This window comes from Yinghuangia soli (assembly GCF_021502675.1).
Classification (GTDB): Bacteria; Actinomycetota; Actinomycetes; order Streptomycetales; family Streptomycetaceae; genus Yinghuangia; species Yinghuangia soli.
Genome location: NZ_JAKFHA010000001.1, coordinates 142008 through 166711 on the forward strand (window position 1 = coordinate 142008; position 24704 = coordinate 166711).

The following is a 24704-nucleotide window of genomic DNA, read 5'->3' on the forward strand; positions in this document are numbered from 1 at the left end:
CCCTTCGATCCCGCCGAGCCATTGACGAGGGACCGCCTCACCTCAGCGTCGGCGCCCCTTCATGAATTTGAAGATACTGTCCTTGTCGGCGGTATAGCCGCCATTCAAACTGTACGAGACCTTGGCATTCTTGTAGACCGTGAGGAGCGCCCTGCAGTTCTGGCGAATCGGTCCACATGGTATCCGTTCACTGTAGATCCGCGTGACAGCCAGCGGATCAACTCCCCAACGCGCAAGCTCTTCAGCAATGACCACCTCCGCGTCCTTACCCTTGGGAATGTTCACGTTGACGTTGTGGAACAGTCCATCAGGCGTTTCGAACTCGAAGACGGCGACGTTCTGCCCTGCGCCGAGGTGTTCGTTTTCCAGGCGATACTCGACAGCCATCTCGGCAAGATCGCCTTCCCCCAAACCCACACGTTGGTACGCACTCGTCGGGTCGTCGTCTTCGCAATCCGGGTCGGATGCGCCGCCCGTGTTGTGGATGAGGGTGTCGGTGCCGGCTACGTCGACGTAGTAGGTGTGGATGCCGTCGACGGTGAGGTTGTGGACCTTGGCCTGGCCGGTCCACGCCTTGACGGCGGTGATCTGGATCCACGTGCCGGACGAAGTGCGCAGCCATTGGCCGGGCTGGAGTTGGCCGGCGTCGAGCCATTCGTTCAGCTGCGGGACCCAGAAGGGGTGTCCCGCGGTGGCGGTGACGGTGCCGGTGGCCGAGCCCTTGTCGCCGTCGGTGTCGATGGTGATCTCGACGAGGTCCTTGAGGCCTTCGCCGACGATCGCGGCGGTGACCTCGCGGATCTGGGTGATCCCGGTCTCGGGGTCGGTGGCCAGGACCTTGTCGCCGACCTTGACGTCACGGATCGGCTTGCGGGAACCGTCGGCCATCACGACCGGGGTGTCACCGGTGAAGCTGTTGTCCGGAGGCAGACTGCCCCGCCTCGGGCACTGATCGGGTTCTTGCTGGTCGGGGCGGCGGTTCGGGGAGCCGTCGCTCTGGGGGGACTTGGTGGTGGGCACGTCCTTCGTGAACAGGTCCTGGGCGTGCTTGTCCGCGACCGTATTGGCGTTCTGCGCGGTGCCGGTCGTGCCCTTGGACGGGTCCCACGTGTTGTCGGCAGGACGCGCGACCACAGGCTTGGTCGGCGGCTTCGGGTCCGCCCGGGGCGGGTTCTTGCCGCCGTAGACGTTCTGCGGGACGACCGGCTTCGGCTTGACCGTCGGCTTCGGCTTGCCGGGGCCGGGCTTGCCGGGGCCGGGCTTCCCGGGGCCCGGCTTGCTCGGACCCGGGTTGCTCGGGCCGGGGTTGCCGCCGCCCGTCGGGCCGGTCGGCGGGGCCGGGTCCTGGGTTTGCGTCGGCGGGTTCTGCGGCTTCGGGCAGCCCGGAATGTTGGGGTTGGTCAGGCACGCCTTGCCTGGGCTCCTCGGAGACGGCGGCGGGGGCGGGCCGCTGCATTCACCGGAGCACGGCCCCGACGACGACTCTTCGTCGTCGAGCAGCTTCTTCAGGCGCTTGAGGGCCTTGAGCCCCTCTTTCGCCGCCTTCTGGACGCGGGCCCGGCACTTGGGGTCCTTGCCGCACTTCTTGATCAGGATCTTCACCAGCGCCGCGACCGCCAACCCGCAGAGCGGGCAGTGCCCGTCCGGGTCGGTGAGGTTCATCGGCTGGCCGTTGGCGTAGCCGTAGCGGTTGGACTGGATGGACGGGTTGGGGTTGAGCTGCCAGTCGTCACGGCTGGCGAAGTTGCCGGTGCCCGGGGTGTACCAGCGCGCGTGCATGTTCACCTCGCCGGTGGCCGGGTCGGTGTACGCGCCCTGGTAGCCGATCGACGACGAATCACCCTGCTGCGAGAGCTTGTTGCCGTACGGGTCGTACGCGGTGGAGCCGGCGATCGTCTTGCCGTCCGCGGACAGCATCGCGATCAGGTCGTCATGCTGGTCGTTCCACGCCAAGCGCTTCTGACCGCCGCGGGTCATACCCAGCAGCGACCCGTCCGGGAGGCGGCTGAAGGTGTCGGTGCCGTCGGACGCCAGGTTGTTCGACATGCCCGCGTACGAGAAGCCCACGCTGCTGCGCGAGGAAACCCGGTCGAACGCGTCGTAGGCGTAGGTGACACTGCCGTCGCCGACCAGGCGGTCGAACGCATCGAATCGGAGCTGGCGGGTGTTGCCTGCGATGGTGCTCCCGGCCAGGGTGCCGCGCGCCGTGTAGGTGTACGTGTCCGGGCCGTCCGACAGCAGGCGGTTGCGCGCATCGTAGACCGCGGCGCGTCCGCCGTTCGAGGTGCGGTTGCCGGACGCGTCCCAGCCGTAAGCCACCGTGTTGGTGCCGTCGTTCCACGACGTCATGCGGTCGGCGAGGTCGTAGGCGTACGTGTTCTGCGTGGCGCCCGCGAGACCTGTCGTCTTCTTCGAGGTGAGCAAGTCGTCGTTGGAGTAGCCGTAGGTGACGGACGCGATCTCGGTCCCGCCGGACAGGATCCGGTCCGACTCCAGGCGCCCCCACGTGTCGTAGGTGTAGCGGCGGCCGTCGGCGGCAACACCGTTGTAGATCTCGGACTTGAGCTGTCCGGCGCCGTTGTACTCGTACGCCGCGGCGGTCCCTGTCACCGGGTCGACGGCCAGCGTCAGGTCGGAAGCCTGGTTGTAGGCGAAGGTGGCCGTGCCCGCGGCGTCGACCCGTGTGGTCAGCTGCCCGGCATAGTCGTAGGCGTAGGTGGCATTCCCGCCGGCACCGGACTGCGCGGTCATCAGGCCGCGGTCGTTCCACTGGTACGAGTTGTACTGCCCGCCCGGCGCGGATGCGGTGGAGATCCGGCCGGCCAGGTCATAGGTGAAGGCCTTGGCTTCGGTCGGGTTCCCGCCTCCGGTGCCGGTCTCCTGGAGCAGTTCGCCGAGCGCGGTGTAGGTGCGGTCGCGCACGACGCCGTCAGGGGCGGTCATCCGTACGACACGGCCCGCCGCATCGTAGGTGTTCGTCCAGGTGCGGTCCGCCAGGCCCGGATGGGCCGTGGTCGACGGCTCGATCGTGGACTCCGGGAGCCCCCACGGGTTGTAGGTGTAGTTGACGGGATTGCCTCGGCCGTCGCGCATGAAGGTGCGCTGACCGGCGGCGTCGTAGCCGAAGCGGGTGGTGATCTGCTCGGTCGCCGAGACCTTCTCGACCAGCTCGGTCGGCTGCCCCAACGCGTCATACGCATAGGTGCTCACGCTGCCGCGCGGGTCGGTGACCTGGGTGACGTTGCCGTCCGCGTCGTAGGCCAGCAGGGTGCTGCGGTTCAGCATCCCGTCGCTGTCGTACTGCTTGACCCGGGTCGTCCGGCCCAGCCGGTCGCGCGTGTTGACGTTCCACGTTCCGTCGAGGTTGTAGGCGTGTGTGACCTCGCCGAACGCGTTGTAGTCACTGGCGACGCCGCGGCCCAGCGGGTCCTTCTCGGAAAGGACGGCGCCCGCTGCGTCGTACGTCGCGCGCGACGTGCCGCCGTCCGGGGCGGTCACCGCGACCAAGTTGCCCGCGTAGTCGTAGGTGTAGCGGGTCGTGAGCGCCTGCACGGTCGGGTAGCGCTCGATGACCGTCGAGGTCAGCGGCCGGCCCAACTCGTCGTACGTCATCTCCGAACGTGCACCGGACGCGTCGACCGTGGCGAGCAGGTCGCCCGCCGGAGAGCTGAAGAAGCGCTCGGTGGTGGCGGGCTGGTTCGGCCGCGCCGGGCTGTGCCGCTCGGTGACCTGGCCGAGGTTGTCGTAGCGGTACGAGGTCACCTTGCCGAGCGGGTCGGTCTCGGTGAAGACGCGGCCCAGCTCGTCGTACGCCGTCTTGGCGATCGGCACGATCGGTGTGGTGCCGCCCGGCGGGGTGTAGGAGGGGAGTTCGGCCTCGACCGGTCGGCCTGCCTTGTCGATGCGCACCTTGCTGGTACGCCCGTTCGGGTCGGTCGACTCGGTGTTCTCACCAAAGGCGTTGTAGCCGAGCACGCTGGTCGGGCGGCCGGCGGCGGACTGCTCGGAGTTCGCCGAGATGGCGACCGGCGGCGCCACGACGGCGACCACCCGGCCGAGTTCGTCGTACCGGTACGAGGTGGTGAACGCGGAGGGGTCGGCGCCGCTGGCGTTGCCGCGGGGCGTGGTCGTGTGCAGCACCAGGCCGCGCTGGTCGCGCTGGATGGTCGAGACGGCGTCGGCGACGGAGGCGTCGCCCTTGGCGGTCTGGCGAACCGCGCGGCCGACTGCGTCGTACGCGAACTCGGTGACGCGGCCCTCGCTCGGTCGGCCGACGCTGTCCGCCGTCATGCTGGTGACCCAGCCGTTGGCGTCGTAGGTCAGCGTGGTGCGTCGGCCGAGGTTCCCGGGGTCGAACAGTTCCGACGTCAGCAGGCTGCGGGCGTCGTACGTGCGCACGACGGTGTTGGTGCCGCCGGTGACCTGCCGGACGAGGTTGCCCACCCCGTCGTAGCTGTTCTGCTGCAGCACGATGTCCTGTGCGTTGCCCAGATGGTCGCGCACCCCGAGTTGCCTGGCCTCGGCCAGCAGACCGTCGTCGTAGTACTTCATCGCGGTCGTGCGGCCCATGGCATCGGTCACCGAGGCGAGGCGCCCGCCGGGGTCGTACGCCCGCGATTCGAGCACCACGTCGCGCGGGGTGCCGGACGCATCGCCGTCCCAGCCGAGCACCTTCGTCTCGGCCAGTTGGCCGCGCGGGGTGTAGGCCAGTTGGGTGGTCGTGCCCTTGGCGTTGATCTGCTGGACGACCTGCCCGAAGGCGTCGTACAGGATCTTGGTGACCGCTCCTTCGGGATCGGTCAGCGTCCAGGGCCGGCCTTCCGGGTCGTACGCCACGGTCGAGGTCCGCGGCACTCCCCCACCGGTCAGGTCTTCCTGCGTCCCGGTCAGCGGCCGGCCGTCCTCGTCGTACGTACGCCGCTCGCGCGCGGTGTGCGTGACTCCGGTGACCTCGTTCTTGACGCCCGGACCGGTCACCGACACGACCCGGGACATCCGGTCGTACTCGACCGTCGTGGTCACGCGCCGCGTGGAACCGGCCGGCAGTGTCTCGCCGGGCGTGCCGGCGACAACGGTCGAGACCTGGGTCTCGGTCGTCCGGCGCCCCAGCGCGTCGTACTGGTACTCGGTCCGCAGACCCGCGGCATCCTGCATCGCCGCCAAGTCGCCGTTCGCGTAGTACTGGTACGAGGTGACGCCGCCACCCGGCACCGTGATCGACTTCAGCAGCGCGGGCGGCACGGTTCCCCCGCCGACCGCGGCCTCGGTCCCGTCCGTGTACGCCCGGGTCGTGGTGTGCCCGCCGGGCGCGACGACCGTGACCGGCAAACCCTTGTCGTTGTAGGTGTACGCGGTCTTGTACGTGTTGTCCGTGGCGGTCGCCGAGCGCGCGTCGCGCTCAGCGGTCGGCTGGCCGTTGCGCGGGTCGAGCGGGTTGGCGTCGTTGTTGTAGTACTCGGTGTACGAGGTCCAGCACGAGTCCTGGTCGCGGCACGACGTCCGCGAGACGGTATTGCCCAGTTCGTCGTGCCCGGTGATCAGGAAGTGGCCGTTGGGGTCGGTCACGGTGTGCAGCAGGCCCGCCGTGTCGTACCCGTAGTTGGTCCTGCCGCCCGCGACGTCGTCGAGCTGCGCGAGGCGCATCCCATTGAGGACGTCGTAAGTGCGCCTCTCCACGCGGCCTGCCGGGTCGGTGACCTCGACGGTGGCGCCCAGTGCGGACGCCGTGGGTGCCACGTTCGCGGCGTAGTGCGCGGCGACGGTATCGGCCGTCAGCGGCTGCTCGTAGAAGGCGACCTCGTCGATGCCGCCCTTGAAGTGGCCGCGGATGTTGGTCGGCTTGGCCGGCCAGGCCACATCGTTGACCGCGCCCGCGCCGATGGTCACGTACGGGTCGACTGTGTAGCCCTGGGCGTTGCGTTCACCGGCCAGCGTGCCGTCCAGGTACAGGCGCTGCTTGTTGTTGGGAGCGTCGAAGGTCAATACGGCATGGTGCCAGCGCCCGTCGACCACAGTCCGATCTCGCGTGAGCGGTGTGGGCTGCCCGGTCCACACGAGTCCGTAGAGCTTGTGGTCGGTCCCCACGTAAAGCATGGGTGTGGCAGGTGTGTTCGCCTGCGTGTACTCGAATTCCTGGGTCGAGTAGCTGAGCAGCACACCAGGGCCGTCGGCCTTGAACCACAGTTCGGTGGAGAACTGCGACTTGCCCGACAGTTGTCCCTTGGGCAGGCGGATGTACGACTTGGCGCCGTCGAAGCCCATGGCCGAGTTGTCGCCCGGGCCGAACGCCCCCGCGACGTTGCGCTTGGTGTACCAAGCGCCGCCCTCGTCGGTGGTGATCGGTTCCACGAGGCTGTGCACGAGCGGGCCGCCCCGCCCGTCCAGCGGCCAGTACCCGACCGGCCCGGCGTTCTGGACCAATGCGCGGTACTCGACCGGGGCTTTGCCGAGGCCCGCGGCGTGCGCCTGAATGCTCGGCGCGTCGAGGGCCTTGCGGTAGACGGCGACTTCGTCGATGGTGCCGAGGAAGTAGCTCTTGCCGGGCTGCGCCCGGGGCCAATCCCCGGTGGTGCCGGCCCCGATGTACGTGCGCAGCGCCCGCTCGTGGAAGACGGGGCCCTGGGCGGTGCCGACCACGGCACCATCCAGGTAGAGCGTGTGTGTCTGGCCATCCGTGGTCAGGGCGACGTGGTGCCACTTATTGTCGTTCACCGGTTGCGCGGTGACGATCTGCGGCATCGCGACGGAGCTGTAGAACCTCCCGCGGAGTTTGCCGTCCAGGTCGACGTAGAGGGCGGGTATCCAGTCCTGTTGGACCGCATCCTCCATGGAATTCGACTGGTAGGCGAAGAGCACACCGGGGTTCTCGGTCTGGAACCACATTTCGACCGATACCTGCGACGAGCCGTGGACGAGGTCCTCGGGCAGCTCGACGTAGCTCTGCCCGGTGAACCACGGGGCGGCCTCGTTGGCGAGGGCGCCCTTCGAACTGCCCCAGGAGACGTTCTTGCTGGTGCCGTCGCCGCTCCCCACCCGCACCGCCTGCTGCGAGTGCACCTGCCCGCCGTCCGGCTCGTCCAGGCGCCAGTACGACAGCGGCCCCGAGGACGCGACCTGCGCCCGGTAGCCTGCCCCCGCGCCCGTCCCGGTGGCCTTGCGGGAGGCGAAGTGCTCGACGACCGTGGCCTCGTCCAGCGGCCGGTGGTAGACCGCGACCTCGTCGATCGAGCCGTACAGCGAGGCGTACGGACCGCCGAGGCGGGACGGCCAGGAGTCCGCGATGACACCCGCGCCGATGGTGACGTACCGGTCCGGGATCGAGATCGGCGCCGCGCCGGTGCCGATCTTGCGGCCGTCCACGTACAGGGTCTGGCCGGTGCCGTCGCCGCTCAGTGCGGCGTGGTGCCACTTGCCGTCGAGGACCGAGAAGTCGGTGGTGATCGGGTTGATGCTGCCGTGCCAGAACTCGCCACGCAGCTTCCCATCGCCGCCCACGTACAGGATGGGCGTGCCGGCGCTGTTGTAGTTGCCGTCGGTCACCTTGACCGGCGAGGTGCCGGCCAGGACGCCCGCGCCCTTCGCCTGGAACCACAGCTCCACGGAGAATTCCGTGCGGTTCGCGAAGAGGTACTCCGGCAGGTACATGTGCGACCGGAAGCCGTCGAAGCTCGCGGCCTTGTCGTCGTTGGGCGCGAAGGCGCCTTCCGCACCCAGTCCCACCCAGCCCAGCCAGGCGAGTTCGCTGCCGACGACGGCGTTCTTCAGGGTGCCGTTGGAGGTCTTCTCGCCGAGCCGCCAGTAGCCGCGCGGTGCCGCCGCCCACACATTCTGCTCGTACGCGGTCGACGCGCCGGTGTAGCCGGGCGTCCCGACCTTCCAGACGCCGCCGTTGCCGTCGATGACCTGCGAGACGCGGTCGGTGGCGTTGTCGTACGAGATCTGCGAGTACGTGCGGCCGGTCGGCAGCGTCACCTTGGACAGCTGGGACACGGACCGGCCGGCACCCCAGTGCTCCTGGACCACCTGGGTGCTGAAGTCGCGGGTGTACAGCGCGACATCGTCGATCTCGCCCTCGAAGTAGCCCTTGGGGTCGTTCTCCCAGCGGCTCGGCCACGACGAGTTGCTGCCGCCGGCCCCGATGGTGGCGACCGGGTCGAACGCCGCGATCGTGCCGCTGCGCGACCCGACCTCGACGCCGTCCAGGAACAGCGCCTGGGCATCGCCGGACGCGGTGATCACCGCGTGGTGCCACTGCCCGTCGTTGACCGCCTGCGCGGACACCATCGGGTCGATCGAGCCGTGCCAGAACTGGCCGCGGAGCTTGCCGTCGGCGCCGACGTTGAGCACCGGCACGCCGTTGGTGGTGTGCTCCTGCTGTTCGAGCGGCTTGGTGCTGAGGCTGAAGAGGGTGCCGCCCTTGGTGGTACGGAACCACAGTTCGGCGGTGAAGTACGGGGTGCTGCGCTGCGGGTCGTCCGGCAGCTTCACGTACGAGTCGGTGCCGTTGAAGACCGCCGAGCCGTCCGTCGAGCCGCCGGGGCCCGCGGCGGCCGTGCCGGCCGTGTTCCAGGCGACCGCGGTGTCGGTGCCGACGCGCTCGACGACCTCGCTCTTGACCTGGCCCGTCGGCGCGTCGCCCATCCGCCAGTACGACAGCGGGTTGTGGTCGACGACCGCGGTCCGGTAGAGCGAACCGGACTGGTACTCGTACACCGTGCAGGCGGTGGCCGAGGTCGGCGGGCAGACCTTGACCAGCTTGTCGCCTTCGTACGTGTAGTCCCAGGCCGAGACCACGTTGCCCGGCTGGACCGGGTCGGTCGCCGCCCGGGTGACGTGCGCGCCCGTCCAGGTGAAGTGCAGGGAGCGCCCGGACGCCGAGTCGGTGGCCTTGCTGAGCCGCCCGTCGGTGTACGTCAGGAGTTGCTCGCGGCCGCCGATGTCGCGGACCTTGACCAGGCGCCCGGCCTTGTCGAAGACGAATGTCGTCCCGGTCGCGTCGAGCAGCGTCCAGGCCACGACCTCGCGGGTGTAGAAGATCGCGCCGAACGGCCCGGCGATCTCGGTGTAGCTGAACTCGACCTTCAGCTCGGACGGGTCTCCCGGCGGCGGCGTGTACGAGCCGTCCGGGTTCCCGCCGAAGCGGCCTTGGCGGCCATCCGCGTAGGTGAGCAGCACATCGTCGGCTCGCGGGGACTTGGATCCCAACTTGGCATACAGATTGCGGTATTGGACCTGGATGCGCATATCCCAACGGGACGCCCAGCCCGCACCGAACGCCGTGTCGACGCGCGGGTCGCGGCTGTTGTACGTGCGCTTGACCGCCAGCTCGGGGCCGGCCACCTGGACGGCGGCATCGGTCGCAGCGGTGGTGTAGTTGCCGACCTGGGCGTTGAACTCGTGCCCGTCGGTGCCGGTCGCCAGGTGCGAGGTAATGGCGGGCTGCGGCGGCTGGGTGGAGAACAGGTGCGCCGGCGGTTCGCCGCTTCCCGCGTTGCGGTCGCCGACGTACGCGTACCAGGCGTACGTCTCGCCCCACTCGAGGTTCCACGACGACGGGACGCGCCAGGACGTGGGGAGCCCCCAGCCCGAGTCGCGGCAGTTCACCTTCGTGTCGTCGCCGACGACATCGCAGACCACGTACTTGAAGTCCAGCCCCATGCCGGGCCAGTTGTCCGGGTCGTGCCCTTCGGCCCGCAGGACCGGGGTGAGCGTGGTGAACACCTGGCCGCTGTTCGGCCAGCGCGCGTCCAGCCACGGCGCGATGTTCGGCGCGCCGATCCCGACGGCCGGGCCGAGGTCGACGCCCTGCCACGAGAACCTGGTCGTGCCGTAGTGGTCCATGTCGAACCGGATGACATACGAACCCGCGGGCAGCGCCTTGATGGTCGCGTCCAGGGTGACCGTGCCGCCGGGCGGCACATCGTGCGGCATGTTCGTCCACGCGCTGTACGTGTTGGTGACGTCCTGCCCCGCTGCGGTCCAAATGCTGTACGTCAGCCTGAAGTTGTTGGTGGGCGTCCAGGTGTACGCGCTGCGGTTCGTGACGGTGACGCGCATGGCGCCGTCCTGGTTCGCGAGCACATCGCGGACCATCTGGCCGGTCTGGTACGTCGCTCCGTACGGCGTGTGGGTGATCGTCAGGTACGGCTTGCCGCCCGGGTAGTTGTTGCTCCCGAACTGCTTCCAGCCGAAACTGTCGGTCTCCGAAGCGCGCACGCTCAGGCCGTAGTTCGGTGCGCCGTTGACCCAGCCCTGCACCAGGTCGCGGCCGGCCAGGCCGAGGTCGATGCCCTCCCACGCCGCATCGCCGCACGGGTAGCTCGTGCTGCCTTCCGGGCGCCAGCCGTGCGCGAAGCTCTTCGTCGCCAGCGCGCCGCCGACCGCCGGCCCCGGGTACGTCTTGAGGGTGGTCGCATTCCACGGAGCGGTGACGGCGTGGATGGTGACCGGCTTGGGCTTGCACGAGTACGCCCAGGTGTTGAACAGCGAGAGCTGCACGCCCTGGATGTAGTGCTTGGACAGCTGCGAGGACACGTTCGGGAAGGCCAGGTACGACATGGCACGTGTCGTACCGCCGTCGTGCGTGCCGACCTTGAGGACGGTGTCCGAGGAGAAGTTGGTCGAGCTGTTCCGGCGCACGTAGGTCGAAGCGGACGTGTCGATGTTCACCGTCGGGTCGACTCGGACCGGGAAGACGCGCTTGGGGTCGGCCAGCCAGGCCTGGTCGATGACGACCTTGAGGGACTGGCCGCCGCCGGGGCGGTCCACGATTTCGAACCGCACGCCGTCGGAGAACGCGCCGTCGCCCGAACCGGGATCGAAGGAGGAGTCCTCCATCCAGCCCTTCGGGGTCCGGGCGCGCTCGGTGCCGGCCGCGTCGAAGAAGACGACGTCGCCGTCCGCGATCTTCGCGGTGAGCCCGGCCAGGTGCAGCGGGAAGACCCATTCGGTGGGCGCCGCCGCCGAGTTGAGGACCAGGGTCTCCTTGATGGCGGTGCTGCCGGCGTGGAACTCGATGTCCGCGCCGGGGCGGACGTCCTTGTAGGTGATGCGGTTGCCGTCGACCTGACCGGGGGCTGCCGCGGCGCCTTCCACGCCGTAGGAGATGCCGAGGCCGTCGAAGGGGCCGAGTGCGGCGATGGACGGAGCGTCGGCAGTGGCGCCGAAGGCGACGGGGGTCTCGCCGAGCTTGGTCTGCCAGCCGGCCTGCGCGGATGCGGATGCGGGGGCCTGGGCGGCCGGGGCCTTCGCATCGGGCTTCGCTTTCCCGGACGGGTTCGCGGGTGCGTTCGCGGCCACCAGGGTGGTGTCGATCGGCTTCCAAGTGCCGTCCGCCACCTTGACGTTGACGGGCTCTTCGTACTGCTTGGTGGTGAAAGAGCCGTCGGCGTTGGCGAACGTCACCGAGGTCTCGGTGGCCTGCTCCGGGAGTTCCTTGCTGGTCGCCGGGTCGAAGCCGGTCCGGCCCGCCCTGACGTCGACCTTGGGCGCCTCGCCGTCGCTCAGGGCCCGAACGGTGGTCCTGGGCGCGGCACCCTTCACAGGGTTCTGCGGCCCGGACTTGACGCCCTCGTCCGCGGGCAGCTGGCCCGGGGCGACACCCGGCCGACCGCCGCCTTCGGTATCCGAGGAGGTCGCGTCGGACTTGGCGTCGTGCCCGCGGCCGTCCGCCGAACCGGCGCGCTGCTGCGGTGTCTTCGGCGCACCAGGGGTGCCCGGGGTCCACGGCCGTGCGCTTGCGGAGTTCGCGGATGCGGAGGTCGCCAGGGCGGCGCCCTCGGTGGTGACGGTGAAGGCGAAAGCGACGAGGCTGGCGACGGCGATCCGCCGTTTCGCCTGGCGGCTCGTCATGAACCGCACGTACCACGAACCACGACGGCCGACAGGCACGACGCAACCCCCGTTGGATCAAAGCTTCTTGAAGATCACGTCGGGTTGTATCGGTGACCTTGTCGACATGACAAGAGACAGGGCGAGCCGAGTTAACTGAATCACACACGCAACTCTCGCCAAGGGATCCCAAAGCAGGACAACGAGTTGGGTTGAACGGCGCGCACATCGACAAGTCGCGGCGACGACTCCACAGTGCGCCGCGACGGCTCGTCGAGCAACATGAGCGAACTTCTCGTGGCCACAACGGCGTTGCGGGACGATTCCCGCAGTCCGACGCCCGCCCGAGGCGTTCGATGTGCGGGATTCTTCCCGCACATGGAAAGTCCCCCGCCCGGCGTGTTCTCGGGCGGGGGACTTTCGGTGCGGAGCCCGGGCGTCGCGGGGCCGGGCAGAACTCCGCGGTCCGTCAGGCCGGAGGACCTGTCGGCAGCCTGCCATGACCCCGAGGCGCGGTATTGGAGATTTCCGACATGTGAGGGGAAGGCCAAGTCTCCCTCATTGATCCTGAGTTGCTTCCCTTCGCCTCAGGATGTTGCCGTGTTGCGCAAGGATGCGGCGAGTTCGCCGCGCAGGCGGGCGAATTCGGCTGTGCCGCGGAGAGCGGCTACGTCCGTGGTCGGTTCGCGGGGCAGGGGTACGGCGATCTCCTCCACGATGCGTCCCGGCCCGGCAGCCATGACCAGGACGCGGGAGCCGAGCAGGATGGCTTCCTCGGCCGAGTGGGTGACGAACAGGACCGTCGTGCCGGTACGGGATGCGAGGGTGCGGACCTCTTCTTGCAGGTGTTCGCGGGTGAGTGCGTCCAGGGCCGCGAACGGCTCGTCGAGGAGCAGGAGTTCGGGCTCCCCCGCCAGCGCACGGGCGATGGCGACGCGCTGCTGCTGGCCGCCGGAGAGTTCCCAGGTGCGGCGGTGCTCCATGCCGGACAGGCCGACCTGGGAGAGGAGTTCGGCGGTTCGGGCGGCCCGGGCGTCGCGCGGTACGCCGTGCCGGGCGAGGGCGAAGGCCAGGTTGCCGCCGACGGTGCGCCACGGGAACAGCCGCGGCTGCTGGAACACGACGCCGGTCCCCCGCCCGGGGGTCGGTGCCTCGCCGTGCGTCGTGGCGGTGCCTTCGGCGGGTCGCTCGAAACCCGCCACGATGCGCAGCAGGGTCGTCTTGCCGCAGCCGGACGGGCCTACCAGGACGACGAATTCGCCGCGGTCGAGGGTGAGGGAGACGTCGGAGACCGCGGTCACGGGTGCCCGCCCGCGCCGACCGCGCCGGGCGTCCCCGTACCGGACGGTGATCCGGTCGAGGACGACGGCGTGGGCGGCGCGGGCCTCGGTGGCCGCGGTCGTGCTGCTGTCAGCCGGCGGCACGGGCGAGTTCCTCGACGGCGAGCGCCTGCGCGAAGACCGAGGCGTCCGGCACCGCGTCGACCTTCTGCTGGCTCTTGAGGAAGACGGCCGCGTCGCGCAGGTTCTCGGCGAGCTTGCCCGGCGCCCCGGGCTTGCCGAGGTACTCGGGCCCGGTCTGCTCGGCGGCGGTCAGCAGTACCAGCTGCTTGAGCTGGGTGAGCGCTTGCTCCGGGGTCAGGTTCAGCTGCCGGCCGATCGCCTGTGCGGCCTGCTCGGGGCTGTTTTTGGCCAGCTTGACGGCCTGGTCTTGGACCTTGATCCACGCGGTGACGATGTCCGGGTAGGCCTTGGCGAACTTGTCGGTGACGATCCCGAGGTCGGCGGTGCGCTTGCCCTGCTCGGCGAGCTGCCGGCTGGTGATCAGGACCTTGCCGTCCTTCTCCAGTTCGCTGAGGGTCGGGGTCCAGGTGTACGCCGCGTCGATGTCGCCGCGCTTCCAGGCCGCCAGGGCGTCCTGCGGCTGCAGGTCGATGACGTTCACCTTGGTCGCGTCGACCCCGGCGGACTGGAAGGCCGCGAGAAGCGAGTAGTGCGCGGTCGACCCGAACGGCGTGGCGACCTTCTTCCCGACCAGCTGCTTGATGTCGGTGATGCCGCCGCGCGCGACCAACGCCTCGTTGTCGCCGATCAGATCGTGGATCCAGACCACCTTGTACGGGATGTTCAGCGGTGCGGAGAGCCCCTTGGTCACAGGGCTGGATCCGGCCAGGCCGAAGTCCACGGCCCCCGCGATGACGGCCGTGTTGACGTCGCCGCCGGAGTCGAACTTCACCCACTTCACGTCGGCGTTCGGCAGCGCGTTCTCCAGCAGGCGCTGGTCCTTCACGATGAGGTCGGCGTTGGGTATCTCCTGGTACGCGATCCGCACGGTGGTTCTCTTCCCACCGTCGCCGGCGGCGTTGCCGGCACTGCCGTCCTTGTCGTCGCTGCCGCACGCGGACGCGGTCAGGGCGAGGACGGCCGCGGCGGCGACTCCGAGGGCACGGCGCCGGGTGATACGGGCAGGGCGAAGGGACATGGCTACTCCTGGAGATGTGCGAAAGGGAATGGCGGGACGGGTCAGCAGCGGTCGCGAGGCGCGTCGGCGGTACAGGTGCGCGTCATGCGCGGCCGCGCCACGGGACCAGGACGCGTTCGAGCGCCTTCATCAGGGCGTCGAGGACGATGCCGGAAAGGCCGATGGCGATGATCCCGACGATCACCACCGAGGTCTGGTTGTAGCGCTGGGCGTCGCGGATCATGCCGCCGATGCCCGGTACGCCGTTGATGGTCTCGGCGGCGACGACCGAGGTGTACGCGACGCCCACGGCGATGCGGATGCCGGTGAGGATCTCCGGGAGCGCGGACGGGAGCACCACGCCGCCAAGCAGCGGCAGCCGTCCGGCGCCCAAGGCCTTGGCGGCTTCGACGAGGTCACCGGGGACACCACGCACCGCGGCTGCGGTCGACGCGGCGATGGGCGGCATCGCGGCGATCACGAGCAGCCAGATCTTGGGCGACTCGTCGATGCCGAACCAGATGACGAGCAGGCTGAGGTACGCGAGCGGCGGGAGCGTCCGCAGGAACGTCACCGCGGGTTCCAGGACGACCGCGACGGGCCGGACCGCACCGATGGCGACGCCGAGCGGGACCCCGAACACGACCGCGTACCCGACCCCGATACCGATCCGGCGCAGACTCACGGCGAGATGCTCGATGAGCAGGTGGTCGCCGTAGCCGCGGACGCCGTCGTGCACGGTCGAGGCGAGGATGAACTGGTGCCACACCTCGCCGGGCGAGGGCACCAACACGCGCGGCCATACCTCCAGAACGACGACCAGTTGCCAGGCGCCGAGCAGGACGGCGAGGGCGACGAGGCGGAGCGCCGTCCAGCGCAGGGCCGCGAAACGAAGGGGGTTGCGGTTTCGGGGCTTGGACGTCGCGGGGTCGGCCTTCAGCGGCGGGACTTCCTCGGACGAGCCCGAGGCCGTCGACGATGCCACTGGCGCAAGTTCCGGATCCGCGGGCGCGGCCGTGCTCACGCTCGGCCGCCTTCCTGCGCCGCCGCCTGGGCCGCCGACTCCGATTCCGGCGCCGACTCCGATGCCGCCTGCAGCGGCCCAGACCCCGGCTTCGGCTCCGGACCAGATTCCGGCTGAGCCGCGGCCGTCTCCGCCGCGACCAGTGCCCGTACCCGCGGGACGACCTCCTCCCCCACCCGGTACGCCTCCTCCAGGTGCGGGTACCCCGACAGCACGAACTCCTCGATCCCCAGCGCCTGGTACTCCGCCAGCCGGGCCGCGACCTCGTCGTGCGAACCGACCAGCGCCGTGCCCGCGCCTTCACGGACCAGGCCGATTCCTGCCCACAAGTTCGGTGCGACGATGAAGTCCCGTGCCGTTCCGGTCAATTCACCGCCGTGCAGGGCCGCCATCCGAGCCTGGCCGGTCGAGTCCATCGCGGCGAAGCGCGCCTGGCTCGCGCGTACCGCCTCCGGGTCGAAGCCCGCGAAGATGCGGTCAGCCTCCTCCCAGGCCTGCTCGGACGTGTCGCGCGCGATGATGTGCAGGCGCAGCCCGTAGCGCAGCGTGCGCCCCTCGGCGCGGGCCCCGGCCCGCAGCCGGGCGAGGCGTTCGGCGATGCCGGACGGCGTTTCGCCCCAGAGGAGTTGCACGTCGGCACGGCGGGCCGCCACCGCCTCGGCGGCCGGGGAGGCGCCGCCGAAGTACAGCGGTACGGGGTGCTCGGTGGCGGGGTCCACGAGCTGTGCGTTCTCCAGTTGGACGTGGTCGCCCGCGAAGTCGACGCGCTTGCCGTCGAGAAGGTCGCGCAGCACCGCCATCACTTCGTCGGTCCGGGCGTACCGCGCGTCGTGGGGCAGCCGGTCGCCGTACGCGCGCTGCTCGGCGGGGTCTCCGCCGGTGACGACGTTGAGGCGCAGCCGTCCGTTCGCGAAGCGCCGGAAAGCGTCCGCCTGTTGGGCCAGCAGGGTGGGGCTGCTGAAGCCGGCCCGGAAGGCCACCAGGAAGCCGATGGACCGGGTGTGCTGGGTCAGCGCGGCGGACAGGATCCAGGGGTCGACGCAGCCGAGGCCCACCGGAGTGAGCAGCGACGCGAAGCCGGCCTGCTCGGCGGCGCGGGCGACCTGTCCGAGGTAGCCGATGTCGGCAGGTCGGCGTACAGCGGCGCCGGTGCGGCCCTGGACGGCGGTGACGCCGCCGGGATCGCGGCCGTCGCCGCCGGTGGGCAGGAACCAGTGGAAGAGCGGTGAAGCGGGCATGCGAAGGAACCCCAAAGCCGAAGACTGAAGGCTGCCGCCGCGGCGGCGGACCGCGGATCCCGTAGCGCCTACGCGGACACAAGCGCAGGGACTCGGACACGCAGGAGCGTGGGATCAGCAAGAGGCGAACGCCGTACTCGCGGCGTTCGTCAGAAGTGTGGTCGGCGGCAACCGTTCGCCCGGGAGGCGGTCGGTGTCACGCGGCCGACGCGGCTCCGGCCGGACATGCCATCGTCGCGACACGCATCAGATCCACGTGAAGTCGCGACACAAGGACAAGGGCCATGCCGTCATCGTGACGACGCGGCACGCAGCGCGGCAACCCCATCTCGGATGGTGGTACCGATGTGTACGAGTTGTTGCATCCGCATTGCCGGACAAGGGATTTCGCCTGATTCCGCGCCGCTTGCGCAGCGGCTCCGAGCCGACGACGCATCGGCCCCGAGCCGAGCCCGAGCCGAATTCAGGCCGCTGCACCCGCCTGGTGCCGAGCCGACTTCAGACCGGCTTCAGCCCCACTTCAGCCCGACTCCAGCCCGACTCCAGCCCGACTACGGATCGGCTTCCACTCGACTCCCGCCGACTACCAGCCGACTACCGCCCCTGCCCGCCTTCCTCGTCCCCGCGTCCGCGCCGCCCCCGCTCGAAGGACTTCCGGAGCGTGTCCGGCCCCTTGTCCGCGGTCCACTCGGCCGTCGACGGATCGCCGCCGTTCGTCTCGCCCGGACCGTCGCGCCATGCAGCACCGCCCGCGAGCTCCTCGGACTCGGCCTCGATGTCCGCGTCGGACGGGCGCGTACCGACCGGCCCGCCGGCCGGGTCCACCGGTACCCCGGAATCGGACCTGACCGCCGCGGCACCCGTGGCCGCCCCCTTCGCCGCAGCCGCCCCCGTCGCTGCCGCGCCGGCCGCCCCCGCACTCGCGGCCGCGCCCGCGTCCGCCGTACGGACCATGTCGACGATGCGGCGTCCGGTGATGCCGAGGCTGACCATGCTCAGGCCGTCGAACAGCAGCGCGAGCGAGATGAAAGTGCCGATCACGTACCGGCTGCTGCTCGGCCATTCGGCAAGCACCAGCAGACCCAGGACCAGGTCGATGACACCGACGACGATCGTCCACGTCATGCGCGCCGACATGCTCGCGATACCGCCGACCACCCGGAAGAGCCCGGCCGTGAGCAGCAGGAATGCGACGAAGAGCGTCAGCGCCGTGGCGGCCGCCTCGGGGCGCCGCATCAGCACCACACCGGCCGCGATGTTGAGCGCGGCCACGGCCACCGTCAGCCAGAAGGCGCTGGCCTCCTTGCGCGACTGGATCGCCTGGAAGAGCCCGACGACGCCGCCGATCAGCAGCAGCCACGCGTACAGGATCATCGTCGTGAGCGTCGCGGTGGCGGCATAAATGAGGCCGACGATGCCGGCGAGCACCAGGATGACACCCAGGAACACCAGGACGCCGAATCCGAACCCGCTGCCGCTCACCGGTACGTCGGTCGGCTCCGTGCTGCGATGCCGCGGCCCGCTGCTGCTCCTGCTGGCCATGACTGCCGCTCCCTCGCTCGCGTCGGTCAGGTGACCCCGGCGCGCGCCAACTCCACCCGCCCGGGTCGCTGCGCTCTGCGTGTACCCGATCGCCGAAGAGATACCCGCCCGATCCGCCGCTCAGTACCTCTCTCGCTCCGATGCCGGTACTCCGAACACGCTGCCGAACGCTACGGCGAGCCCCCGGCGCGGCGGACTCGTCCGAGACGGGGTACGGCCGTCATCAGGCCCAGGAGGGGGCATCCCGACTGAAAAGCCGGACGAGCGCGACGAACGGCACCGCTCGTCCGTCCCCGTCGGCTCTGCTCAGAAGGCCGTTTCGCTGCCCGTCCCCATCGGCTTTGCTCAGAAGGCCGTCTCGTCGCCTGTCCCCATCGGCTTTGCTCAGAAGCCCGTCCCGTTGCCCGTCCCCGGGGGGAGGGCTGCCGGGCCGCTGCCCGGGTCGCGGCCGAAGAAGCCGCCGCCGCCGGCCGGTAGGGCCATACGCGGTACGGCCACCGGGGCGCGGGTCTGTTCCACGATGGCGCCCACCGGGTCCGGAAGGCCCAGGAAGTGGCGGCGCAGGCGGTGCTTTTCCACGCGGTGGTTCGGCGTCCGCGGCATGCGGACCACGACGCGGATGTGAGCGGGGCGCATGTACGGAGGCAGGGACTGGCCGCACCACGCTTGCAGGGCGTCGCGGTCGAGCAGGCGTCCCGGGTCGGGTTCGACGTACAGCACGATGTCGTCGTCCTGGCGGCCGTCCAGCGAGACGCCGAAGACCGCGCAGATGGCGATGTCCGGGTGCTGATTGACCAGGTCTTCGATGTGGTACGCCGAGATGTTCTCGCCGCGCATGCGGATGCGGTCCTGCACGCGGTCGACGAAGTGCAGCAGACCGTCCTCCGTGCTGCGCACGACCGCATCGCCGGTGTGCAGCCACAGGTTGCGGGTGGCCTCGGCGGTGCTGAGTGCGTCGTTCAGGTACTCCTGGACGACGAGTCCGGGCAGGTGCGGGCGTACCGCGAGCTCGCCGACGACGCCGGGGCCGACGCGGCGGTCGTACTCGTCGAGCACCGCGACCTCGAGGAACGGCAGCGGTGCGCCGAGCAGTCCCTTGCGCGGGACGGCCTGCCCGGGGACGACCGGGACGCGGTAGTGCGAGCAGACCCGGGTGACCTGCTCGTGCGTCAGGCCGCGCTGGAGCGGGACGGGGGTGCCGGCGCCTTCGCCCAGTTCCTCGATGACGACGGCGACCGGCATGCCGGTCTCGATCTGGCCGTACGAGGCGATCACGTAGTCGATGCCGAAGCGGCGCGCGAAGTCGGCGTGGGTGGCGGGCAGCGGGTGGAGCCACACCTTGGCGAGGGCGTTCTCGGCGTCCCCGGGGCGCTCCGGGGCGCTGGTGAGCCACGGAACGGCGGCGTCGGTCAGGACGGCGGTGCTGGCGCCGGTGGCGGTGATGCGGGACCAGAACTCGCCGGGGTGGAAGCGGTCCCACAGCGTCACCATCGACCCGGTCCACGCGGCGCGCGCGACGCCCGCGAAGGCGCCGAGGATGGTGTGCATCGGGAGGTCGTTGTAGACGACGTCGTCCGGCGTGGTGAGGCGACGCAGCAAGAACGTCGACTGGGCTATGTAGCGGTGGCAGAGCACGACGGCCTTGGGGCGGCCGGTATTGCCGGGGGTGTGCACGATCGCCGCGATGTCCTCGGGGGCCGCGCCGTACTGCGGGGGCAGCGCGCGGGCGAGGAAGTGCGCGTACGGCACCTCGGGGAAGCCGTGCGGGGGCAGGACGCCGACCGAGTCGTGGACGGTGACGGGCGGGGCGTACGGGAGGTGGCGGCGTACCAGTTCGAGGGACGACAGGCCCATGCGCTCGGTGACGATGATCGCGGGGGCGATGGTGGTCAGCTGGTCGAGCAGCGGCTGGCCGATGAGGTCGGGGTCGACCGGGCAGAAGATGGCGCCGGCCTTCCAGATGCCGAACATCCACAGCGCGGCGGCGTACGGGCTGCGGCAGTGCACGGCGACGCGGTCGCCGCGGCCGATGCCGAGGGCCTCGAGGTTTCCGGCGATGGTGTCGGTGGCGCGGCGGGCCTCGGCGTAGCTGAGGTCGAGGCCGTGCTCGCCGTAGTGGATGAACACCCGCAAAGGGGTGCGAACCGACCATGCGTCGAGCGCTTCGGTGACCGGCTCGCCGTCGACGGCGAGTTCGGCGGCGAGCGTGTCGAGAAGGGCGGCTCCGCCGGTGGCGCCCGTGCTGGGAGTCGTCACTGATTGCTGTCCTCACGGAGCGCGGTCCCGGTTGGTCCAGGCCGCGTGAATCGATGATCTCTATGTATCGATGTTCCGGTGCCGTGCGCAGTGGAGGGGGAGCGTATCGCGTTGCGCCGGGGAGTGGTGGCGGGCCCGCCGAAGTGCGCGGACGGCTGCCCTGCGGGGGCTTGCGGGGAGGGCATGGAGGAACCGGTTCTTCTTTTGGGGCGGTGGCGCCTGGCGGGGCTGCGGTGCTGGGTCGCGCGGCTGCGCGGCCGGGAGTACGCCTGGGCCTCGCGCTCTCGCGGGACGCAGCACGCATCCCGCGCAGCGCTGTGCCATGGGCCGAGGACCGCCCGGGAAACACCCGGGCTGGTGCCGTTACCAACCGACGACGCGTACTTGACGCGTACTTGAGGGCCGACACAAGAGCGCCCCTGACCGCACCGGCGCGCTGGCTCGGCCTCGCACCCGAGCGGACGCCGCCGCCCTGCCCGGCCTCATCTCTCCGAGCCCACCCGCACCCCGCACCCGTACGCCGGCTTCACGTCCGTCCCCAAGCCCGAAGGTGGATGCCCACAGCGCTGACGGCGTCCCCTTCCGCTCGTTGATCGGTGTACCTAGCATCGGCCGTGCGGATTGCTGTTGACGGGCAGTCAGTAACTCTTGACCAAGTCCGGACCCGGTCCGGGCGAAGGAGGCATGTCACCTTGCCCCAGAATTCAGGTGCCACCGGCGTCACCGCCGAGGAGATTCGCACCCGGGTACGCGAACTGGCCGCGGCACACGATCCGGCGACCACCGACCACGTGGAGTTCCTCGGCCACCGCTTCGACGCCGGCTTGGCCTGGGTGCACTTCCCGGTCGGCTGCGGCGGCCTCGGCGCCCCGCGCGCGCTGCAGCAGGTCGCCGAGCAGGAACTCGCCGCCGCGGGCGCGAAGCCGGCCAACGTCTACCGCAACCCGATCGGCCTGGGCATGGGCGCCCCGACCGTCGCCGTGCACGGAACGGAGGAGCAGCGCTCCCGTCTGCTTCGTCCGCTGTGGACCGGCGAAGAGGTCTGGTGCCAGCTGTTCAGCGAGCCGGGCGCGGGCTCCGACCTCGCCGGCCTTGCGACACGTGCCGTACGCGACGGCGACGACTGGATCGTCAACGGCCAGAAAGTGTGGACGTCCTTCGCCCACAAGGCTCGCTGGGCGATGCTGCTGGCCCGTACCGACCCGGACCTCCCCAAGCACCAGGGCCTCACCTACTTCTTCCTCGACATGTCCCTCCCGGGCGTCGAGGTGCGTCCGCTCCGCCAGGCGACCGGCCAGGCCGAGTTCAACGAGGTCTTCCTGACCGACGTCCGCATCCCCGACTCGATGCGCGCCGACGAGGTCGGCAAGGGCTGGACGGTCTCCAACACCACGCTCATGAACGAGCGCGTCGCGATCGGCGGCGGAGCGTCCCCTCGCGAAGGCGGGGTCATCTCCCCGGTCGCCGCGCTCTGGCGCTCCCGCCCCGAGGTCCGCACCCCCGCCCTCCACGACCAGGTCATGAAGGCCTGGGTCGAGGCCGAGGTCGCCCGCCTCGCCAACGCCCGCATCGGCCAGCAACTCGCCGCGGGCAAGCCGGGCCCCGAGGGCTCCGCGGCCAAGATCTCGTTCGCCCGCATCAACCAGGAGACCACGCGCCTCTGGCTGGAACTGAGCGGCGAGGACGGCCTGACGTACGACGACTGGACGATGCGCCGCGTCGACCTGGGCGGCTCCGACGGCGGTCGTTCGGCGGGCTACTACTACCTGCGCGCGAAGGGCAACTCGATCGAAGGCGGCACAACGGAGATCCTGCGCGGCGTCATCGCCGACCGCGTACTCGAACTCCCGCGCGAGCCGCGTACCGACACGAAGCTGCCCTGGAAGGAGATCCCCCGGTGACCGACATCCCCTCGCTGCTCTACACGGACGTCGAAGACGACCTGCGCGCCACCCTCCGAGGTCTCCTCGCCGACCGCTGCCCGTGGTCCGACGTCCTGGCCCGCGTCGACACCGACGAGCCTTACGACGAGTCCCTCTGGAAGTCGGTCGCCGAAGACCTGGGCCTCGCCGGCCTCCTGATCCCCGAGTCCCTCGGCGGCGCCGGCGCCACCGCCCGCGAAGCGGCAGTAACCCTCGAAGAGTTGGCCCGCGCGGTAGCCCCCATCCCGTACTACCCCAGCGCCATCCTGGCCACGACGGCCCTGACGGCCTCCCCCGCCTCCGAGGCCCGCGACAACGCCCTCCCCGCCCTCGCCGCGGGCACGGCCATCGCCACCCTCACCATCCCGGCAACCACGGCCCCCGGCGCCGAGTTCCCGGCCTCGATCACCGGGTCTCTCGACGCCAACGGCCAACTCCACCTCACCGGAGCAGCCACCACGGTCCTGGCCGCCGACCGGGCCGACCTCCTCGTCGTCCCCGTCCTCATCGACGGCGAGCCCCACCTCGCGCTGGTCGACGCAACGGCCCCCGGCCTCACCCGAACCCGCGCCACCACCCTCGACGCCACACGCCCGGTAGGCACCATCACCCTGGACGGCGTCCCTGCCACGGCAATCGCCGACCCCACCCAGGCCCCCGCGGCTCTCGCCCACGCCCTCGTCACCGGCGCCGCCCTCCTCGCCTCCGAGCAACTGGGCGTAGCCGAAAGGTCGTTGGAAGAAACCGTCACCTACCTCAAGACCCGCCACCAATTCGGCCGCCCCATCGGCTCGTACCAGGCCCTCCGCCACCGGGCAGCCGACCTGTGGGCCGACATCGCCGCCGCCAGGGCCACCGCCCGCTACGCCGCAGCCGCCCTCGCGGAGGGTTCGGACGACGCCCCCATCGCCGCATCCCTCGCCCAGGCCTACTGCAGCGACGTTGCAGTCCACGCCGCCGAAGAATGCGTCCAAATGCACGGCGGCATCGGCTTCACCTGGGAACACCCGGCCCACCTCTACCTGAAGCGAGCCATGTCCCTGAGCCTCCTCCAGGGCACCCCCACCCACCACCGAGCAGCTCTCGGTGGTCTGGTGAACCTCCCTTCGGCCTGAAAGCCCCCGAGCGGGGGGGCCGGGGGGGGCGGGGGGCGGGGGGGGGCGCCGTGGCACCCCCGCCCCCGCTCACTCCTCGGCCTCTGCCCACGCGCTTACACCCCGTCGCAGAATCCGGAAATCACGACGACCGCACTTCGCCCGTCCAGGCATTTATCCCCAGTCCACGGAGACGGAGACGCTCCTTGTGGCTGATGAAGCGCGCAGTCGTCTTCCCCCAAATCGGCAGACCGTCAAGGCAGTCATCGGAAAGCTGCGCATTCAAAACCTTCAGGAGAAATTCGGCCATGCCAACTTCGTAGACAGACCATTGGACGTCATTCTCGCGCCATACGACGACAGGCCAAGTACTCAAGTCGTCATCCGACGTAAGCCAGCAATAGATGTTGGCGAACCCGTCGACCCCCCAGGCAACCAGCGATTGTCGGTCCTCATCACCGAGGCCCTCGGGACCGCCTTCCTCGTCCCAGTTCCCGCGAGCATTCAGAGTCTCTTCGGACATCCGACCAGAAGGCCGGCCCGGGTCCATTTGATCGGGGACAAGTATCACCAGAAATCGATCGATCGACCCGGGGCCGAAATGGTCCATGAAGTCCCGAAAGTCACCGGGGAGATAGCGGCCTGTCGTAGTGTCGACAGGATGCCAATCGATTGGTTCGGGGGATCCACCAAGCGGCGGCATCAGAGCCAGCAAAGTTGCCACCGATTCATCCATACGCCCACTCCGATCCAGTATCGGGAACCGCACCACGGCTACTCCCCGAGGAGACGCGCCAAGTTCTGCGTCGCGGAAACGTATGATGTGCTCTCGGGAAAGACGCTCCTATAGAAGGGCCGATCCAAGCTCCCCGAAAGCAACAGCAGCAAAAACTCGGAAAATCCGCAGGGATACTCTTCCCAATCGTCAAAATGACGACTGTAGACCACAGTGGTCCAGCCCTGGGGATCGTCCCCCAGACACCTCCAGAAGCAATAGTCACCATCCTCGGTGCACCCCCAAAGAACAACGCCTCCGACCTTGGACTCCAACGCCACCGGAAACCCGGCCCGACTCCCCGGGACAACCGACGCCAGCGCGGAGAGCACGTCCCGATTGCTTCTCACAATGCCGCTCACACCATTCCGGAAGCGAGGGCCGAGGATCATCAGGTATTCGTCGATAATGCCCTCACCGTAGCACGCTAAGAATTCACGGTAATCAGGCGGAAGAACCGATCCGAAATGCTCCTCCGCCGATCTCCACTCAGCATCCTTCGCCAGGTCCGGAGCCGAAGGCGGCGGCATCAAAGCTGCGATCTCATGCAACTTGCCGACCACT

The 24704-nt window shown here is 69.8% G+C and carries 10 protein-coding genes and 1 pseudogene; 2 read left to right on the top strand and 9 right to left on the bottom strand.

Annotated features, from left to right (window positions below):
* Nucleotides 1–42: 42 nt before the first annotated feature.
* From LZ495_RS00655 to LZ495_RS00685, 7 genes and pseudogenes are all read right to left on the bottom strand, one after another.
* Nucleotides 43–11850 carry a LamG-like jellyroll fold domain-containing protein gene (locus LZ495_RS00655; RefSeq protein ID WP_308267432.1) on the bottom strand — a complete coding sequence of 3936 codons (11808 nt, stop codon included), beginning with the start codon at nt 11848–11850 and terminating at the stop codon, nt 43–45.
* Between the two features lie 566 nt (nt 11851–12416).
* The gene (locus LZ495_RS00660) at nt 12417–13253 is read right to left on the bottom strand and encodes an ABC transporter ATP-binding protein (RefSeq protein WP_235049765.1); all 837 of its coding nucleotides are present in this window, start codon (nt 13251–13253) and stop codon (nt 12417–12419) included.
* Nucleotides 13240–14310, bottom strand: a complete 1071-nt coding sequence (locus LZ495_RS00665) for a taurine ABC transporter substrate-binding protein (RefSeq protein ID WP_235049766.1) — start codon at nt 14308–14310, stop codon at nt 13240–13242. The genes LZ495_RS00660 and LZ495_RS00665 overlap by 14 nt, the downstream gene beginning before the upstream one ends.
* 82 nt (nt 14311–14392) lie before the next feature.
* Nucleotides 14393–15274: an ABC transporter permease gene (locus tag LZ495_RS00670; protein WP_235049767.1), complete on the bottom strand. Its 882-nt coding sequence runs from the start codon at nt 15272–15274 to the stop codon at nt 14393–14395.
* Nucleotides 15275–15309: 35 nt separating this feature from the next.
* Nucleotides 15310–16551, bottom strand: coding sequence for an LLM class flavin-dependent oxidoreductase (locus LZ495_RS00675; RefSeq protein WP_235049768.1), 1242 nt, complete (start codon nt 16549–16551; stop codon nt 15310–15312).
* A gap of 918 nt (nt 16552–17469) precedes the next feature.
* Nucleotides 17470–18093: pseudogene (locus LZ495_RS00680) on the bottom strand (HdeD family acid-resistance protein); the annotation flags it as partial.
* A 384-nt stretch (nt 18094–18477) separates the two neighbouring features.
* On the bottom strand, nt 18478–20349 hold the full coding sequence (locus LZ495_RS00685) for a class I adenylate-forming enzyme family protein (protein ID WP_235049769.1): 1872 nt from the start codon (nt 20347–20349) through the stop codon (nt 18478–18480).
* 692 nt (nt 20350–21041) lie between these two features.
* Here LZ495_RS00685 and LZ495_RS00690 point away from each other — a divergent pair.
* A complete protein-coding gene (locus tag LZ495_RS00690) occupies nt 21042–22250 on the top strand; it encodes an acyl-CoA dehydrogenase family protein (RefSeq protein ID WP_235049770.1) in 1209 nt (402 codons plus the stop codon).
* Nucleotides 22247–23386, top strand: a complete 1140-nt coding sequence (locus LZ495_RS00695) for an acyl-CoA dehydrogenase family protein (RefSeq protein WP_235049771.1) — start codon at nt 22247–22249, stop codon at nt 23384–23386. Before LZ495_RS00690 ends, LZ495_RS00695 begins: the two co-directional genes overlap by 4 nt.
* Before the next feature lie 121 nt (nt 23387–23507).
* On the opposite strand, the gene LZ495_RS00700 is transcribed toward LZ495_RS00695, so the two are convergent.
* Together LZ495_RS00700 and LZ495_RS00705 are read right to left on the bottom strand one after the other, a co-directional pair.
* On the bottom strand, nt 23508–24101 hold the full coding sequence (locus LZ495_RS00700) for an SMI1/KNR4 family protein (RefSeq protein ID WP_235049772.1): 594 nt from the start codon (nt 24099–24101) through the stop codon (nt 23508–23510).
* A 38-nt stretch (nt 24102–24139) separates the two neighbouring features.
* On the bottom strand, nt 24140–24703 hold the full coding sequence (locus tag LZ495_RS00705) for an SMI1/KNR4 family protein (RefSeq protein ID WP_235049773.1): 564 nt from the start codon (nt 24701–24703) through the stop codon (nt 24140–24142).
* Nucleotide 24704: the final 1 nt, after the last annotated feature.

Excerpts from the sequence above, each read along its gene's own strand:
- LZ495_RS00655 (WP_308267432.1), bottom strand. The coding sequence starts at position 11,850 with ATGACGAGCCGCCAGGCGAAACGGCGGATCGCCGTCGCCAGCCTCGTC.
- LZ495_RS00665 (WP_235049766.1), bottom strand. The coding sequence starts at position 14,310 with ATGTCCCTTCGCCCTGCCCGTATCACCCGGCGCCGTGCCCTCGGAGTC.
- LZ495_RS00675 (WP_235049768.1), bottom strand. The coding sequence starts at position 16,551 with ATGCCCGCTTCACCGCTCTTCCACTGGTTCCTGCCCACCGGCGGCGAC.
- LZ495_RS00700 (WP_235049772.1), bottom strand. The coding sequence starts at position 24,101 with ATGGATGAATCGGTGGCAACTTTGCTGGCTCTGATGCCGCCGCTTGGT.